Annotated in this window: 17 protein-coding genes; 10 read left to right on the forward strand and 7 right to left on the reverse strand. The window is 70.3% G+C overall.

Annotated elements, in window-relative coordinates; genetic code table 11:
• Positions 1 to 47: 47 nt before the first annotated feature.
• Positions 48 to 1,649 carry a lysine--tRNA ligase gene (locus CRP50_RS07335; protein WP_097278318.1) on the reverse strand — a complete coding sequence of 534 codons (1,602 nt, stop codon included), beginning with the start codon at positions 1,647 to 1,649 and terminating at the stop codon, positions 48 to 50.
• Positions 1,650 to 1,792: 143 nt separating this feature from the next.
• Between CRP50_RS07335 and CRP50_RS07340 the strand changes: the two genes are divergently transcribed.
• The 8 genes from CRP50_RS07340 to CRP50_RS07370 all read left to right on the forward strand — a co-directional run bounded on the left by CRP50_RS07340 (position 1,793) and on the right by CRP50_RS07370 (position 8,265).
• Positions 1,793 to 2,014, forward strand: coding sequence for a TA system antitoxin ParD family protein (locus tag CRP50_RS07340; protein WP_097278319.1), 222 nt, complete (start codon positions 1,793 to 1,795; stop codon positions 2,012 to 2,014).
• A gap of 9 nt (positions 2,015 to 2,023) precedes the next feature.
• Positions 2,024 to 2,302, forward strand: a complete 279-nt coding sequence (locus CRP50_RS07345) for a type II toxin-antitoxin system RelE/ParE family toxin (RefSeq protein ID WP_217992000.1) — start codon at positions 2,024 to 2,026, stop codon at positions 2,300 to 2,302.
• A 71-nt stretch (positions 2,303 to 2,373) separates the two neighbouring features.
• Positions 2,374 to 5,139, forward strand: a complete 2,766-nt coding sequence (locus CRP50_RS07350) for an ATP-dependent DNA helicase (RefSeq protein ID WP_097278320.1) — start codon at positions 2,374 to 2,376, stop codon at positions 5,137 to 5,139.
• 72 nt (positions 5,140 to 5,211) lie between these two features.
• A complete protein-coding gene (locus CRP50_RS25005; RefSeq protein ID WP_141415080.1) occupies positions 5,212 to 5,574 on the forward strand; it encodes a hypothetical protein in 363 nt (120 codons plus the stop codon).
• Positions 5,552 to 6,241 (forward strand): nucleotidyl transferase AbiEii/AbiGii toxin family protein, encoded by a 690-nt coding sequence (locus CRP50_RS07355; RefSeq protein ID WP_176525068.1) that lies wholly within the window; start codon positions 5,552 to 5,554, stop codon positions 6,239 to 6,241. Before CRP50_RS25005 ends, CRP50_RS07355 begins: the two co-directional genes overlap by 23 nt.
• Positions 6,242 to 6,385: 144 nt before the next feature.
• On the forward strand, positions 6,386 to 6,790 hold the full coding sequence (locus CRP50_RS07360; protein ID WP_097278322.1) for a tellurite resistance TerB family protein: 405 nt from the start codon (positions 6,386 to 6,388) through the stop codon (positions 6,788 to 6,790).
• Positions 6,791 to 6,837: 47 nt separating this feature from the next.
• On the forward strand, positions 6,838 to 7,521 hold the full coding sequence (locus tag CRP50_RS07365; protein WP_097278323.1) for an NnrU family protein: 684 nt from the start codon (positions 6,838 to 6,840) through the stop codon (positions 7,519 to 7,521).
• Positions 7,522 to 7,629: 108 nt separating this feature from the next.
• On the forward strand, positions 7,630 to 8,265 hold the full coding sequence (locus CRP50_RS07370; protein ID WP_097278324.1) for a LysE family translocator: 636 nt from the start codon (positions 7,630 to 7,632) through the stop codon (positions 8,263 to 8,265).
• Positions 8,266 to 8,464: 199 nt separating this feature from the next.
• On the opposite strand, the gene zapE is transcribed toward CRP50_RS07370, so the two are convergent.
• The 3 genes from zapE to CRP50_RS07385 all read right to left on the reverse strand — a co-directional run bounded on the left by zapE (position 8,465) and on the right by CRP50_RS07385 (position 11,171).
• The gene (zapE, locus tag CRP50_RS07375; protein ID WP_097278325.1) at positions 8,465 to 9,595 is read right to left on the reverse strand and encodes a cell division protein ZapE; all 1,131 of its coding nucleotides are present in this window, start codon (positions 9,593 to 9,595) and stop codon (positions 8,465 to 8,467) included.
• Between the two features lie 91 nt (positions 9,596 to 9,686).
• Positions 9,687 to 10,733, reverse strand: a complete 1,047-nt coding sequence (locus CRP50_RS07380) for an AI-2E family transporter (protein WP_097278326.1) — start codon at positions 10,731 to 10,733, stop codon at positions 9,687 to 9,689.
• A 222-nt stretch (positions 10,734 to 10,955) separates the two neighbouring features.
• On the reverse strand, positions 10,956 to 11,171 hold the full coding sequence (locus tag CRP50_RS07385; RefSeq protein WP_217992001.1) for a hypothetical protein: 216 nt from the start codon (positions 11,169 to 11,171) through the stop codon (positions 10,956 to 10,958).
• Between the two features lie 188 nt (positions 11,172 to 11,359).
• Between CRP50_RS07385 and CRP50_RS07390 the strand changes: the two genes are divergently transcribed.
• Together CRP50_RS07390 and CRP50_RS07395 are read left to right on the forward strand one after the other, a co-directional pair.
• Positions 11,360 to 11,938, forward strand: a complete 579-nt coding sequence (locus CRP50_RS07390) for an NADPH-dependent FMN reductase (RefSeq protein ID WP_097278327.1) — start codon at positions 11,360 to 11,362, stop codon at positions 11,936 to 11,938.
• 118 nt (positions 11,939 to 12,056) lie between these two features.
• Complete coding sequence (locus tag CRP50_RS07395) at positions 12,057 to 12,854, forward strand: carbon-nitrogen hydrolase family protein (RefSeq protein ID WP_217992002.1); 798 nt, start codon at positions 12,057 to 12,059, stop codon at positions 12,852 to 12,854.
• A 51-nt stretch (positions 12,855 to 12,905) separates the two neighbouring features.
• On the opposite strand, the gene CRP50_RS07400 is transcribed toward CRP50_RS07395, so the two are convergent.
• The 3 genes from CRP50_RS07400 to CRP50_RS07410 all read right to left on the reverse strand — a co-directional run.
• Positions 12,906 to 13,163 carry a YjhX family toxin gene (locus CRP50_RS07400; RefSeq protein WP_097278328.1) on the reverse strand — a complete coding sequence of 86 codons (258 nt, stop codon included), beginning with the start codon at positions 13,161 to 13,163 and terminating at the stop codon, positions 12,906 to 12,908.
• A gap of 508 nt (positions 13,164 to 13,671) precedes the next feature.
• Positions 13,672 to 14,703, reverse strand: a complete 1,032-nt coding sequence (locus CRP50_RS07405) for a histone deacetylase family protein (protein ID WP_097278329.1) — start codon at positions 14,701 to 14,703, stop codon at positions 13,672 to 13,674.
• Between the two features lie 142 nt (positions 14,704 to 14,845).
• Positions 14,846 to 15,427: alanine dehydrogenase (locus CRP50_RS07410; RefSeq protein ID WP_416045202.1), on the reverse strand; the 582-nt coding region annotated here is incomplete at its 5' end.

A 15,427-nucleotide genomic window follows, 5' to 3' on the forward strand; every position in this document is an offset into this window, starting at 1 on the left:
GGGAGGCCGGCGGCAGCGAGGCGCCGCCGCCGGTCCCCTCGGCAGGGTTACGCGATGTCTTCGCCGGCGATGGCCTTGTCCAGCAGCGCGATGGATTCGTCTACGCCGTAGAGGGCGTAGAACGAGCCCATGCGCGGCCCCTGGTCCTGGCCCAGCAGCACCTGATACTGGCACTGGAACCAGGCCCGCAGTTCCGGGAAGACCTCGGCGTGGGTCTTGCCGACGGCGTAGACGATGTTCTGCAGCTCGGTGGCGTCGGTGCGCTGCTCGGCCGGCACGGCGGCGAGGCCGTCGCGCAGGTCCTTCAGCGCCGCCACCTCGGCCGCGGTCGCCTTGCGGTAGACCTTGGACGGCAGCACGAAATCCCGGTAGTAGCGGATGGCATAGGTCACCAGCCGGTCCAGCATGGGCGCCGTTTCCGGGCTCGCGTCCGGGGCGTAGCGGGTGATGTAGTGCCACAGCACCGCCGGGTCGTCGGAATGCGCCACGCCCGCGAGGTTCAGCAGGATGCCGAACGACAGGTGCGCCTTCATGGCCGGCGGCTGGCCGTTGTGGATGTGCCACGCCGGGTTCGCCAGCTTGTCCTTGGGCTCCTGGTCGTGGAACTTCTCGCACCACGTCAGGTATTCGTCGACGGCCTTCGGGATGACGTCGAAGTACAGGCGCTTGGCGGCCTTGGGCTTCTGGAACATGTAGAGCGCGAGGCTCTCGTCCGGCGCATAGGTCAGCCATTCCTCGACCGACAGGCCGTTGCCCTTGGACTTGGAGATCTTCTGCCCCTTGTCGTCGAGGAACAGCTCGTAGGTCAGGTTCTGCGGCGGCGTGCCGCCCATGATGCGGCAGATCTTGGACGCCAGTTCCACCGACGGGATGAGGTCCTTGCCCGACATCTCGTAGTCGACGCCGAGCACGTACCAGCGCATGCCCCAATCGCACTTCCACTGCAGCTTGCAGCCGCCCTTGTAGATGGACTGGGTGACGCGGGTGCCGTCCTCGTCCTCGAAGGTGATGAGGCCGTTCTCCACGTCACGGTCGAGGATGGCCACCTGGAGCACCCGGCCCGTGGTCGGGCTGACCGGCAGGAAGGGCGAATAGGTCTGGCGGCGTTCCTCGCCGAGCGTCGGCAGCATGACGTCCATGATGGCGTCGTAGCACTCGTTGACGCGCTTCAGGCCGCCGTCGAACTTGCCCGACATGTAGTAGTCGGTGGCCGACTGGAACTCGTACTCGAAGCCGAAGCTGTCGAGGAAGCCGCGCAGGCGGGCGTTGTTGTGGTGGCCGAAGCTCTCGTGCGTGCCGAAGGGGTCGGGAATGCGCGTCAGCGGCTTGCCCAGGTGCTCGCGCACCACATCCTTGTTGGGGATGTTGTCGGGCACCTTGCGCAGGCCGTCCATGTCGTCGGAGAAGGCGAACAGGCGCGTCGGCACGTCGCCGCCGGTGATCAGCTCGAAGGCGCGGCGCACCATGGTGGTGCGCACCACCTCGCCGAAGGTGCCGATGTGCGGCAGGCCCGAGGGGCCGTAGCCCGTCTCGAACAGCACGAAGCCTTTCGCCGGTTTCTCCCCCTTCAGCCGCTGCTCGAGCAGGACGCGGGCCTCCTGGAAGGGCCAGGCGTTCGAGGCGAGGGCGAGATCGCGGAGATCGGACATTCTCGTCTGTTCCAATGAGACGGGTTGATGGGAAGGCCGCCAAGCTATGCCGCGTGCGCCCGTGCGTCAATGGCGGGGGGAGCGGGTTGCAGAATGAAACCGGCGGCCCCATACTCCGTGCTGGCCCCTTGGAGACCGCTGCCATGCCCACCGCCCTGAAGCTCTCGACCGACCTCGTCGACGCGGCCCGTCCGCACGCCGCGGCCATGCATCGCTCGGTGTCGAAGCAGATCGAACACTGGGCGCGCATCGGCAAGGCGGCGGAGGAAAACCCGGACCTGCCGGGCAGCTTCATCCAGGACATTCTTCTTGCGAAGGAAGAAGAGAAGGCCGGCCTCGCCGAGCCGTACAGCCTGGACCAGTGAGACGAGGCCGTGACGCATCTCGTCGCCCTGCCGCGCTTTCAGAAGGCGGCGAAAAAGATGCGGCCGGCCGAAAAGGCGGCCCTTCACGATGCGATACGGGCCGTCGTCGCCGACCCTGCCGTAGGGGACATGAAGGTCGGTGACCTTGCCGGAACGCGGGTCCACAAGTACCGCTATCAGGCAACGCAGATGCTGCTGGCCTACTCCGTCAGCGACGACGGCGGCACCATCACGCTGCAGGCCATCGGCACCCACGAGAACTTCTACCGCGACCTGAAGCGGGATTAAGCAGGCGGCGCCTCCGCCTCCGCCCACCCCGCAGGTGCATCCGCCGCACCTGCGCACTATACTCCGCCGCCATGACCGCCGACGCACCCGCCGATGCGGCGCGCCAGCCGCGCCTCGTGATCCCGCCGAGCCCGGTGCTCGTGGCGGGCCTGCGACATGCGGTGATGCTGACGCCCGACGGCGAACTCGCCACTCTGCGCCTCGATCAGGCGGCGCAGCGGGCTAGGCGCGAGCGGCCGATCCTGGTGCATGCGCCGGCCGTCGGCACGCGCCTGCGTACCGATCCGTTCCACGCCTTCGACGTGCTGGAGCTGTTCGCCTTCATCCGCCCCGCCGCCTTCTGTCTGCCCACCGTGCGCGGCCTGGCGGAGGCGGTCGGCCTGCCGCGCCCGGCGAGCCTGGAGGACGAGGCGCCCGCCGTCATCGAGATCATCCGCCGCCTGCTGCGCGAGGCCGCCACCTGCGCGCCCAAGGCCCAGGGCGCCATGCGCGACCTCGCCTGGGGCATGGGACAGGCGGGCTGGGGCTGGGCGCCGGCGGTGCTCGCCGCCATCGGCGTGCACGGCGATGCGCCGCACCGCGCCAACGTCGCCGCCGGCCTGCGGGTGTGGGAACGGCTGCCGGAAACCTCGGAACACGCGCCCGAGCCGGCGCCGGGCAACACGCCGGTCTCGCCCGAACAGGCGCGCGCCCGCCTCAGTACCCTGCTCGGTCCCTTCGCCGAGGAACGGGCGCCGCAGGCGGAATACGCCAGCGCCGTCACCGCCGCCTTCCAGCCGCGCGACCGCGAGGGCGAGCCGCGCCTCGTGCTGGCCGAGGCCGGCACCGGCGTCGGCAAGACCCTCGGCTACATCGCCCCGGCGAGCGTCTGGGCGGAAGTGAACGAGGGCGCGGTGTGGATCGCCACCTACACCCGCAACCTGCAGCGCCAGCTCGACGCCGAGCTGGACCGCCTGTGCCCCGACCCGGCCGACAAGGCCATCCGCGTCGTGGTGCGCAAGGGGCGGGAGAACTACCTGTGCCTCCTGAACCTGGAGGAAGCCATCATGGGCCTCGGCCGCGACCCGCGGCAGACGGTGGCCCTCGGGCTCATGGCGCGGTGGGCGCTGGCGACCCGCGACGGCGACCTGGTGGGCGGCGACTTCCCCGGCTGGCTGACCGACATCCTCGGCAAGCCCCGCACCCTGGGCCTCGCCGACCGGCGGGGCGAGTGCGTGTTCTCGGCCTGCGCCCACTACGACAAGTGCTTCATCGAGCGTGCCGTGCGTCGCGCCCGGCGGGCCCGCATCGTGGTCGCCAACCATGCGCTGGTCATGGTGCAGGCGGCGCTCGGCGGGCTGGACGAGCGCCTGCTGCCGACCCGCTACGTGTTCGACGAAGGGCACCACGTCTTCGACGCCGCCGACAGCGCCTTCTCCGCCCACCTCACCGGCTTCGAGACGGCGGAGCTGCGCCGCTGGCTGCTGGGGGCGGAGGGCGACACCACCCGCTCGCGCGCCCGCGGCCTGAAGCGGCGGGCGGAGGACCTGGTGGCGGAAAGCCAGGCGGCGGCCGACGCCCTGCAGGAGATCCTGCATGCGGCGCGCATCCTGCCCGGCCCGTCGTGGACCATGCGCGTGCACGACGGCCAGCCGCACGGCCACACCGAGAAGTTCCTCGCCCTGGTGCGCGAGCAGATCTACGCCCGCAGCCCCGATCCGCGCGGCCCCTACAGCCTGGAGACCGAGACCGCCGCCCCCATCCCCGGCCTGTTGGAGGCGGCGGTAGCGCTGGAGACGGCGCTCGGCCGCCTGGAGGAGCCGCTGAAAGCGCTCTGCAAGGCTCTGGAGGCGCGGCTCGACGACGAGGCGGCGGACCTCGACGCCGCCCAGCGCCTGCGCATGGAAAGCCTGATGAAGAGCCTGGAGCGGCGGGCGCTCATGCCCGTCACCGCCTGGCGGGGCATGCTGGCGAGCCTGGGCGAGGAGACGCCGCCCGCCTACGTCGACTGGTTCGCCCTCGACCGCATCGACGGCCGCGACGTCGACATCGGCATGCACCGCCACTGGATCGACCCGACGCTGCCCTTCGCCAAGACGGTGGTGGAACCGGCCCAGGGGGTGCTGGTCACCTCTGCCACCCTGCGCGACGGCTCGGGCGACGACGAGTCCGACTGGGCGGCGGCGGAACGGCGCACCGGCGCCATTCATCTGGCGGCCCCGGCGGTGCGGGCGGCGGTGCCGTCGCCCTTCGACTACCCGGCGCAGACGCGCGTCTTCGTCGTAACCGACGTGCGCAAGGACGACATGAACCAGGTGGCGGCGGCCTATCGGGAGCTGTTCCTGGCTTCGGGCGGCGGGGCGCTCGGGTTGTTCACCGCCATCTCGCGCCTGCGGGCGGTGCATGAACGCATCGCCCCGGCGCTCGACAACGCCCACATCCCGCTGCACGCCCAGCATGTGGACGGCATGGACCCGGCGACGCTGGTGGAGATCTTCCGCGGCGAGGAACACGCCTGCCTGCTCGGCACCGATGCCCTGCGCGACGGTGTCGATGTGCCGGGCCACAGCCTGCGCCTCGCTGTCTTCGACCGCGTGCCGTGGCCGCGCCCGGACATCCTGCACAAGGCGCGGCGGGCGCACTTCGGCGGCAAGGCCTACGACGACATGATCGCCCGCCTGCGCCTGAAGCAGGCCTTCGGACGGCTGGTGCGGCAGTCGGACGACCGCGGGGTGTTCGTGCTGCTCGACCCCATGATGCCGACCCGCCTGCTGGGGGCCTTTCCCGAGGGCGTGCGGGTGGAGCGGGTGGGCCTCGCCGAGGCGGTGCGCGAGACGCGCGGGTTCTTCGGGGGGTAGGAGCGGGGGTGGCTGTTGCCGCCTGCACCTCTGCTGGTGCAAACTGCACCTCCTGACGTGGAGGATTGCACCATGGCTCATCCCATCGCCGAGGCGGTTCTCGCCCGCTACCGGCCGCCGCCGCGCCCGTCGCGCCGGCGAGGATCGGTCGATGCCGTGGTGGAGGCATTCGTCAACGTCCCGTTCCCGGCGGTGGTCCGGGCCGGTGTTCTGGCCGCCGCCCTGCGCGCGGAAGTGCCGCCGGCGGACATCTGGCCCCAGGTGGAGCGACTGCTGGCCGAAGCACCCATGGACCTGATCTTGCGGTTCTGCGACACCCATGGCGTGACGGCGCAGGATCTCGCGCGCGCGGTGGGCGCTTTGGAGCGGCATGGGCCGCGGCTGCACCGGAACGACCTGCAGGAGCACCTCCATGAGCTCCTTTCCCGTTCCTGACGGTCCCCACAACGACGACTGGAAGCGTTTGGTGGATCTGGCCCGCATCGTAATGGCGGAGGCCTGCCCGGACGAGGACGTCGCGAACTTCGTCCAGGTCGGCGGCGGCTCCATGCTGTTGCGCCGGTACCGGCACCGCCGTAGCCGGGACCTCGATCTGTTCGTGCCGGACGTCCGCATCGTGCGGGCGTGCTCGCCGCGGTTCAACGACGCGGCGGGCGATCTGTTTCCCGACTATGCCGAGGATGCGGCGTCGGTGAAGCTGGTGATCGGCCTGCAGGAAATCGACATCATCGCCGCAGCACCGCTGTTCGATCCTGCGGCCGGGCTGGATCCCGAGCCGCTGCCGGGCTGGCCGATCCGTGTCGAGCGGCCGCGGGAAATTCTGGCGAAGAAGCTGGCTTACCGCGGGCGCCGACTCCAGCCGCGCGACGTCTTCGATCTGGCCGCCGTCGCAGCCGTCGAGCCGGAGGAGGTGGCGGCGGCTCTCGCTGTGCTGCACCGGGGGCAGGTCGAGGCGATTCGCGTCCGCCTGGCCGAATTCTCGGCGGACTTCGCGACGGAGATCGCGCTGCGGGTCGACGCCTACCCCGAATTCGTCGACATCCGTGACGACTGCTTGACGATCGTGCGCGACGTTTTCGCCGGTCTCCCCGACCCCCATTGACCCCACGCCCGTTGGCCCCATCTCTCAAGCACTTGTGTCCGCGCCTTCACCCGGTCGCGCTTGACCGCGGTGGGCCTTCGGGCGTTACAGTCGGCAGGCGGTCCGGGGGGACTGGACTGAGGCCCAACCAGGAGTGACTTCCGCATGATCAGCCATCACGACGCCCTCATCTACACCATGGTCATGACCGCCGCGGCGGACGGTGACCTGAAGGACGAGGAGTTGCGCGCCATGGGCAACATCGTCCAGTCCCTGCCCATCTTCCGCGACTTCGACCCCGAGCACATCACCACCATCGCCGAGGATTGCGGCCAGCTGCTGTCGCGCGAGAACGGCCTCGACGACGCGCTGACCATGGTGCGCGACGCCCTGCCCGACAAGCTGAACGAAACCGCCTACGCGCTCGCCGTCGACGTCGCCGTGTCCGACGGCCAGCTCAAGCAGGAGGAGCTTCGCATCCTCGAGCTGGTGCGCCACGAGCTGGAGGTCGACCGCCTCATCGCCGCCGCCATCGAGCGCGGTGCCGTGGTTCGCCACCGCAAGGCCTGACGTCCGTTCGGCGGGACCGGAAGACCAGAACAAGGGGAACGACCGCCATGCTGCAACTCGTGCTCGCCTGCGTGGCGTTCATCGTTCCCCACCTGCTGGTGAGCCCGACGGCGGCGCGACCCGCCCTGATCCGGCTGGTCGGCGAGCAGGGCTATCGCGGGCTCTATTCCGCCGTGTCGCTCGCCGCCCTGGTGTGGATGGGGGTTGCCTACGGCGATGCGCCCTACGTGGCGGTCTGGGAGCCGCCGGTCGGTTTGCGCCATCTGTCGCTCATCCTGGTGCCGCTCGCCTTCGTGCTGCTGGTGCTGGCCGTCGCGAGCCCCAACCCGACCGCCGTCACCGGCGGCCGGGCGCTGGAGGAGGGCCGCGCGCCCGGCATCTTCGCCGTCACCCGCCATCCCATGATGTGGGCCTTCACCCTGTGGGCGGTGGCGCACCTGCTGGCCAACGGCGACCTCGCGTCCATCCTGCTGTTCGGCACGATCCTGCTGGTCGCCCAGGCCGGCATGGTGCTGCTCGACCACCGCAAGGCGCGCGAGGTGCCCAACGGCTTCGCACGGCTGGCGGCGGCGTCGTCGCGCACGCCGTTCCTCGCCATGATCCAGGGCCGCGCCCGCACGACCCTGCGCGAAGTCGGGCCGGTGAAGATCCTCGTCGGCCTGGTGCTGTTTGCCGTGGTGCTGATGTCCCACCGGGCGCTGTTCGGGGTGTCGCCGCTGCCGGGCGGGTGACCTCACCAGGGATCGTCCCACATCCGCATCTGTCCGATGCGCGGCGCCACGAATGCGGCTATCGTCTCATGTGATGCAACCGCTTCAGAACGCCGCAAGGACCGCCTCATGGACTTCATGATCCTCCTGCTCGCCGCCTCCGCCGGGGCCGTCTATGTGCTGACGCCGGGGCCGGCGTTTCTCGCCGTCCTAGGCATCGGGGTCAGCCAGGGGCGGCGGGCGAGTTTCGGGTTTCTCTCCGGGCATCTGGTGGGCGACGTGCTGTGGACGGTGATGGCGCTGACGGCCATCATCGGCGCGCGCAGCGTCGGGCCGCTGGTGTTCGACGTGCTGGGCGTGGCCTGCGGTGCCTACCTCATGTATCTCGGGGTGCGGGCGCTGATGGTGCGCAAGGGCGACGAGTCGGCGGGCGGCTTCAACACCCGCACGCCCTTCCGCCGCGGCCTGCTGTTCGGCGTGACCAACCCGAAGGGCTATCCGGTGGCGGTGGCGATGTTCACCGCGCTGCTCGCCGACCGGGCCGACTCGCTGACCTGGGCGGCCGCGCCGGAGCTGATCCTGGCGGCCTTCGCCGGGTTCCTGGTCGCCGATGTGATCCTGGTGTGGCTGACGGGCCTGTCGGGACTGAAGGCAGTCTATCGCCGCTTCGACATCTGGATCATCCGCGCCACCGGCGCCCTGTTCGTCGGCTTCGCCGTCAACGCCCTGGCGGCCAGCCTGCCGGGCCTGTGGAACCGGCGCTGACTGAGCCCCGGATCTTGCGCCACTACGGCGCGACCGCGCCGCGCGGCCCCTGCCGCGTGAGCCAAGCGGGCCGCGAGGTCCGCGCCCGGCGCCTGAGGGACACCCACAAGAACCACCTACGGCGCGACCGCGCCGCGCGGCCCCTGCCGCGTGAGCCAAGCGGGCCGCCGGCCCGCGCCCGGCGCCTGAGGGGCAAACACTAAGTCAAATGCGGCAGGCGGATGTAGTCTTCCGACTGCATCTCCATGAGGCGCGAGACCGTGCGCTGGAACTCGAACTTGCCGTCGCCCTCGCGGTAGAGGTCTTCCGGCGGCGCCTCGGCGGAACACACCATGAGCGTGCGGTGGTCGTAGAGGGCGTCGATGAGGGTCACGAAGCGCCGCGCCTGGTTGCGGTTCTCCGGCCCGAGGCGCGGGATGTTCTCGATCACCACCACGTCGTAGAGCGTCGCGATCTGCAGGTAGTCGTGGGTGCCGAGCGGCTTGTCGCACAGGTCACCGAAGGAGAACCGCGCCGTGCCGTTGCCGGCCTGCGGCACCGGGATGGCGCGGCCGTGCACCGTCACCGTGTCGGGCTTCGGGGCCTGGCCGTCGAGCAGGCGTTGGAAGATGGCCTCGATCTCGGCATCGGCCGCGGGGCCGAGCGGCGTCACGTAGACCTTGGAGCCCTGGACCCGGCCCATGCGGTAGTCCTTGGTGGAGGCCAGCTGCAGCACGTCGAGCTTGCGGCACAACAGGTCGATGAAGGGCAGGAACTTCTCGCGCTGCAGGCCGTCCTTGTACAGGTCCTGCGGCGGCCGGTTGGAGGTGGTGACGATCACCGTGCCGGCGGTGATGAGCGCCTCGAACAGGCGGCCGACGATCATGGCGTCGGCGATGTCGTGGATTTCCAGCTCGTCGAGGCACAAAAGCCAGGTGCGGTCCGCCACGCCGCGGGCGATGTCGGCAAGGGCGTCGTCGCCGCCGGCCTTGCTCTGGCGCCGCTTGTGGAAGTCGGCGTGGATGTCGCGCATGAACTCGTGGAAGTGCAGGCGCACCTTCTTCTGCACGGGGGCGGTCTGGAAGAACAGGTCCATGAGCATGGACTTGCCGCGCCCCACCTCGCCGTAGATGTAGAGGCCCTGCGGCGGTTCCGGCTCGTCGCGGCGGTGGCGCTTGGCGAAGCCGAAGCGGGCGACCCAGCCGGTGGGGCCGGTGGCGGGCTCGTAGCCCTTCAGGGCGTGGTACAGGCTTTCCAGCTTCTCCGCCGCCAGTTCCTGTGCGGCGTCGGGCTTCAGCTCCCCCGAGGCGAGCTTGCTGCGGTAGAAGGCGAGGGGTCCGTTCTGCGGCATGGCTTCCGGGAAGGCTCCTGGGGCTGGCGACGGGCGGCGGAAGGCAGGACGATAACGGCAAATGCCGCAGCGCGGAAGGGGCGCCCCGCCGTCACCCCGGCATGCGGCCGTCGCGGGGCTCCTCCTGCAGCGCGCCACGAACGTAGAGGCAGCGCACCAGCACGATGAGGGCGAGCACGAAGGGCGTCGCGAACAGCAGGCCGACGAAGCCGAACAGCATGGTGAAGGCGGTCGCCGCCGCCACCGTCACCGCCGGCGGCAGACTCACCGCCCAGCGTTCCGCCAGCGGCGTGATGACGTAGCTTTCCACCTGCTGGATGCCGAAATAGGCCAGCGCCACCCAGCCGGCGGTCTGCACGTCGACGGTCAGCCCCACCAGCACCGCCGGCACCGCCGCCAGCCAGGGGCCGAGGATGGGGATGAACTCCAGCAGCCCGGCGATGATCCCCAGCGCCAGCGCCATGGGCACGCCGAGCAGCAGCAGCAGGCCGGTGCTCAGCACGGCGATGGTCAGCATGGAGACCAACTGCCCGAGCATCCACCGCCACAGGCCTTCGCCGGCCTCGTCCAGGGCGGCATTGATCTGGGCGTGGCGCTCCTTGGGGAACAGCAGCACGATGCCGCGGCGGTAGACGCCCGGCGTCGCCGCCAGATAGATGCCGAGGAAGAGGATGATGAGCAGCCCCGCCATCAGGTCGAAGGCGGTGGTGGCGACGGTCATGGCGCGCGACATCAGGCCGCTGCCGACCACGCCGCCGCCACCGGACCCGCCGAGCAGCTGCATGGCGCCAACATCCCGCAGCCACGTCTGGATCTGGTCGAACCCCTGGCCGACCGTCTGGCCGAGTTGCTGGAACTGGCTGACCGCCTGGCTGCCGAACAGCCACCCGCCGCCGATCAGCGCCGCCGCCAGCAGGACCAGCAGCAGCGCCAGCGCCCACCGCCGCCCCATGTGCAGCACCCGCCCGAGCGCGGTGGAGGCGCGGTAGAGGATCACCGCCAGCAGGATGCCGGCGAAGGCGAGGATGAGGAAGGTGGCGAGCCGCCACGCGATCCACAGTCCCACCACCACCGCGGCGGCGATGAGGACCCGGCGGGAATAGGCGGCGAGGTCCTTGCGTTCTTCGGCGGCGAGCATGGCGTCGGGTGCTCCGGCTGATGGAGGGCTCCTGCCAAGAACACGAGCCGCCGCCGCGGCGTTCGGTCGCCGGCACGCGGAAAGGCCGCCCCCGGGGCTGGGGACGGCCGTTCCATGCGCGCGATCGAACTCCCGCGAATCGGGGAGCGAATGTCCTGTCCTTCCGAACTGCGAGCCGAGGGTCGACGCCGCAGGCCGCCGCGGACAGGGGCGGACGTGCCGTTACTGGGCCTGGTCCTGCATCTGGTCGGCCTTGTCCTCCATGGCGTCGGCGGCATCCTCCACCGCGTCGGCGCTCTGCTCGCCGGCTTCGTCCAGGTTCTCGCCCATCTGCTCCATCGGCCCCTCGTCCTCGCAGGCCGCGAGCGCCGGGGCGGCGAGGCCGAGCACCAGGGCGGTCAGCAGGGTCTTCGGGCCGGGCATCTGCATGCGACGCATGACGTGTCTCCTCGTGGTTCGTGGCGTCGGCGCCGACCGTGCGGCGCAGTCGTGGTGAAAGAACGCCGCCGCCCTCGTCGCGGTGCCGTGGCAAAGCCGTGACCGCGCTGGGTCCGTTCCGCCCTTTCCATGACCGCCCGGCGCCCCCACCTGAAAGGCTCCACCACCACTGGCGCGGGAGACGGTTCATGGCCTTGCGGGTTCTCGTCCTCTACGGCTCGGTGCGCACGGCGCGCCAGGGCATCCGGGTGGCGCGCTTCATCACGGCGAAGCTGGCGGAGCGCGGCTACGACGCCACGCTGGTCGACCCGGTCGACTACGCGCTGCCCATGCTCGACCGCATGTACAAGGAATACCCCAAGGGCGAGGCGCCGCCGCCCATGGAGGAGCTGGCGGAGATGATCCGCGGCGCCGACGCCTTCGTCATCGTGTCGGGCGAGTACAACCACTCGATCCCGCCGGCGCTGTCCAACCTGCTCGACCACTTCCTGGAGGAGTGGTTCTTCCGCCCGTCGGGCATCGTCTGCTACTCGGCCGGCATGTTCGGCGGCGTGCGGGCGGCCATGCAGCTGCGCGCCATGCTGAGCGAGCTGGGCATGCCCTCGATTCCCTCGCTGCAGCCGGTGCCGCGGGTCGGCCAGGCCTTCGCCGAGGACGGCACGCCGACCGACGAGGCGTGGCACGGCCGCGTGAAGAAGTTCATCGACGAGCTGGAATGGTACGCCGAGGCGCTCCAGGCCCAGCGCGCCAAGGGCTTGCCGTACTGACGGCGCAGACCATACGCCCGGCGGGTGAGTCGCACCTCCTTGGCGCGGGAGGCTCCGGCGGGGTAGCCTCTTGGGTCAGCCATGACCCACCCCACCCGCCGGGAGGTGCCGCATCCCCATGCCGATCCGTATCGCGATCCAACAGACGCAAGGGACACCGGGCGACATCGACGCCAACATCGCCGCCGCCGAGGAAGCCGCCGCCCGCGCCAAGGCGGGCGGGGCGCACCTGCTGATCCTGCCGGAGATGTACCTGTCCGGCTACGACATCGGCGAACTGGCCTTCGAACTGGCCGAGCCGGCGGAAGGCCCCAACTTCAAGCGCATGGCCGAAGCCGCCCGGCGGCACGGCATCGCGCTGCTGTACGGCCACGGCGAGACCGACGAGTCGGGGCATTGCTACAACACCGCCACCCTCATCGACTCGCAGGGGCGGCGGCGGCTCGCCTACCACAAGGCGCACCTCTACGGCGACGAGGAACGGGCGGTGTTCACCGCCGGCGGCACGCTCGGCGTGCCCGTCGACCTCAACGGCGTGATGATCGGCGTGCTGGTGTGCTACGACGTGGAGTTTCCGGAAGCGGTACGCACGCTCGCCCTTCAGGGGGCGGAGCTGATCTGCGTGCCGACGGCGCTCATGGTGCCCAACAAGGCGGTGCCCGAGCTGGTGATCCCGGCGCGAGCCTACGAGAACGGCGTCTTCGTCGCCTACGGCAACCGTTGCGGCCACGAGACGACGCTGGTCTACGAGGGGCTGAGCACGGTCGCCGCGCCCGACGGCAGCATCGTCGCCCGCGCCGGCAAGCACGAGGAACTGCTGTTCGCCGACGTCGATCCGCGCGCCTACGACGACATCCGCCGCCTCAACCCCTACCTCGACGACCGTCGCCCCGACGTCTACAACCCGCCGAGCTGACGGGGCGGCCGGGTATGGCCGCCCCGTCGTGCCCTGGCGTGTGCGTGTGCCTCAGCGCTGGTTCAGCTGCGCCCGCACGGCGGTCAGCCCGTCGCGGGTGATGCGATAGGGGCCGCCGTCCTGGCTGCGGATGAACCGCCGCTTGCGCAGGCGGTCGAACACCGGCGCGGTGCAGTCGGCCAGAGACCAGCCTTCGCGGGTGATGCAGTTGAGGTCGAGGATGCGGTTCTTCTCGTCCTTCTCGACGAGGATGCGTCCGCCGAGCGCCAGCGCGTGCAGCACGCGCTGTTCGGCCTTGGAGATGTTCACGGGAGTCTGTCCTGGAACCGGAGTCGCAACCGGTCCCGCCGTCTACGCCGCGCGCGAGCCTCCGCACACGGCCTGCCGCGGCAGGACGTGGGGTCGACAAGGCTGATCCGGGGCGGTCAAACGCGCCGGCCTCAGCCGCAGCGCACGGACTCTGACATAAACTCTCGCAGAAGGCGTTTAGACGGAGTGGGGATACACCCGTCCGCGGTGGCGGGTCAAGGGGAGGGCGCGGCCGACGCTGGTGGAGCCGTGGATGTCCGGCTCGAGGCCGGTAGGACAAGCTATTGATCCATAATAAAAATTTGTCATGGCCGGGCTCGACCCGGCCACTCACGGCGTCACCGGCGGTAATCGCTGCTCCGTCCTCCACGGCGGGTGGCGTGCACGCCGTGGATGCCCGGCCCGGAGGCCGGGCATGACAAGGCTTTGACTTAGTTGGGTAATTTGTCATGGCCGGGCTTGACCCGGCCATCCACGGCGGCACTGGCACCAGCCAATGGTCTCCGCCTTACGCCCCCTCGAACCCCTGCAGTACGCCGACGGCGTTCACGCCCAGCGCCTCCACCGCATAGCCGCCTTCCAGCACGAAGACGGTCGGGATCTTCAGCTTGCCCAGCATCTCGCCGACCACCGGGTAGCGGTCGGAGGCCAGCTTGAACTTGCTGATGGGGTCCTGCTCGAAGGTGTCGAGGCCGAGCGACACCACCAGCACGTCCGGCCGGTAGCCGCGGATGCGGCGCAACGCCTCGCTCAGGGCGGCTTCGTAGGCGGTCCAGTCGGTGCCCCAGGGCAGCGGGAAGTTGTGGTTGAAGCCTTCGCCCTCGCCGGTGCCGGTCTCGTCGGCGTGGCCGAGGAAGTAAGGGTATTCGACCGTCGGGTCGGCGTGCAGCGACAGGAACTGCACGTCGGCGCGGTCGTAGAAGATGGTCTGCGTGCCGTTGCCGTGGTGGTAGTCGATGTCGAGCAGGCTCACCCGCTGCGCCCCGTTGGCGCGGGCCGCCTGGGCGGCGATGGCGGCGTTGTTGAGGAAGCAGTAGCCGCCGTAGTAGTCGGCCGCCGCATGGTGGCCCGGCGGGCGGCAGGCGGCGAAGGCGCCGCGCAGGCCGCCGGCCACCTGTTCCGTCGCCGTCAGGGCACAGTTGGCGGCGGCGGTGGCGGCCGTCCAGGTGCCGGCGGTGATGGGCGTGCCGGCGTCCATGCCGTAGTAGCTGATGCGCCCGTCGATGTCTGTCGGCACGCGGTCGTTGCGCATGCCGCGCTTGCCGAAGGTGAAGGGAATGGCATCCCAGTCGCGCCCGGCCGCCGTCCAGTCCGCCCAGCAGGTCTTCAGGAAGTCCACGAAGCCGTCGTCGTGCACCGCCCGGATCGGCGCCTCGCCGAAGTCGCGCGGCGCGATGATTTCGCCCAGGTCGACGGCGCGCAGGCGCTCCAGCACCATGTCGGTGCGGCTCGGGTTCTCGAAGCAGGGGACGAGCTGGCCTTCGTTCAGCTCCGCCCGGCCGTGGTGGGCGCGGCAGTCCTCGGAATAGACGGTGAGCATGGCGGTCCTTCACGCAAAAAGGAGGCCCCGAGAAACTCGGGGCCCCGAGGCTACCAAAATGAGGGAGTGGAAGAACAGCACGGCCTGCGGGACGCGGCCGACCGTGCCGTACTCTTCCTTACGGCGCCTCGCCGGCCGCGGATCACGCGGCGATGGCCTTCTGCGGCGCCGTCAGCGCGTACCCGAGCGCCTCGGCGACAGCCGGATGGGTGATCTCGCCGTGCGCCACGTTCAGGCCGTCGAGCAGGTGGGCGTCGTCGGCCAGCGCCTGCCGCCAGCCCTTGTCCGCCAGCGCCAGCGCGAACGGCAGGGTGGCGTTGTTGAGCGCGAAGGTCGACGTGCGCGCCACGCCGCCCGGCATGTTGGCGACGCAGTAATGCACCACGTCGTCGACGATGTAGGTCGGCTCGGCGTGGGTGGTCGGCTTGGAGGTCTCGAAGCAGCCGCCCTGGTCGATGGCGACGTCCACCACCACCGCGCCCTTCTGCATCTTCGCCAGCATGGCGCGGTCCACCAGTTTCGGCGCCGAGGCGCCCGGCACCAGCACCGCACCGATCACCAGGTCGGCCTGGCAGACGTAGTCCTCGACGCTGTCGCGGGTGGAGTAGATGGTCTGCATGCGGCCGCCGAACAGCAGGTCCAGCTCCTTCAGCCGGTTGACCGACTTGTCGAGCACGACCACTTCTGCCTCCAGGCCCATGGCCATCTTGGCGGCATTGGTGCC

It is taken from the genome of Caenispirillum bisanense (assembly GCF_900230255.1).
Classification (GTDB): Bacteria; Pseudomonadota; Alphaproteobacteria; order Rhodospirillales; family Rhodospirillaceae; genus Caenispirillum; species Caenispirillum bisanense_A.

Bases quoted from the DNA above. Each gene is read 5' to 3' on its own strand.
- CRP50_RS07370 (WP_097278324.1), top strand. From the start codon at position 7,630: ATGGACTTCATGATCCTCCTGCTCGCCGCCTCCGCCGGGGCCGTCTAT.
- CRP50_RS07380 (WP_097278326.1), bottom strand. From the start codon at position 10,733: ATGCTCGCCGCCGAAGAACGCAAGGACCTCGCCGCCTATTCCCGCCGG.
- CRP50_RS07365 (WP_097278323.1), top strand. From the start codon at position 6,838: ATGCTGCAACTCGTGCTCGCCTGCGTGGCGTTCATCGTTCCCCACCTG.
- CRP50_RS07395 (WP_217992002.1), top strand. From the start codon at position 12,057: ATGCCGATCCGTATCGCGATCCAACAGACGCAAGGGACACCGGGCGAC.
- CRP50_RS25005 (WP_141415080.1), top strand. From the start codon at position 5,212: ATGGCTCATCCCATCGCCGAGGCGGTTCTCGCCCGCTACCGGCCGCCG.
- CRP50_RS07340 (WP_097278319.1), top strand. From the start codon at position 1,793: ATGCCCACCGCCCTGAAGCTCTCGACCGACCTCGTCGACGCGGCCCGT.
- CRP50_RS07360 (WP_097278322.1), top strand. From the start codon at position 6,386: ATGATCAGCCATCACGACGCCCTCATCTACACCATGGTCATGACCGCC.
- CRP50_RS07390 (WP_097278327.1), top strand. From the start codon at position 11,360: ATGGCCTTGCGGGTTCTCGTCCTCTACGGCTCGGTGCGCACGGCGCGC.
- CRP50_RS07405 (WP_097278329.1), bottom strand. From the start codon at position 14,703: ATGCTCACCGTCTATTCCGAGGACTGCCGCGCCCACCACGGCCGGGCG.
- CRP50_RS07335 (WP_097278318.1), bottom strand. From the start codon at position 1,649: ATGTCCGATCTCCGCGATCTCGCCCTCGCCTCGAACGCCTGGCCCTTC.
- zapE (WP_097278325.1), bottom strand. From the start codon at position 9,595: ATGCCGCAGAACGGACCCCTCGCCTTCTACCGCAGCAAGCTCGCCTCG.
- CRP50_RS07350 (WP_097278320.1), top strand. From the start codon at position 2,374: ATGACCGCCGACGCACCCGCCGATGCGGCGCGCCAGCCGCGCCTCGTG.
- CRP50_RS07385 (WP_217992001.1), bottom strand. From the start codon at position 11,171: ATGCGTCGCATGCAGATGCCCGGCCCGAAGACCCTGCTGACCGCCCTG.
- CRP50_RS07355 (WP_176525068.1), top strand. From the start codon at position 5,552: ATGAGCTCCTTTCCCGTTCCTGACGGTCCCCACAACGACGACTGGAAG.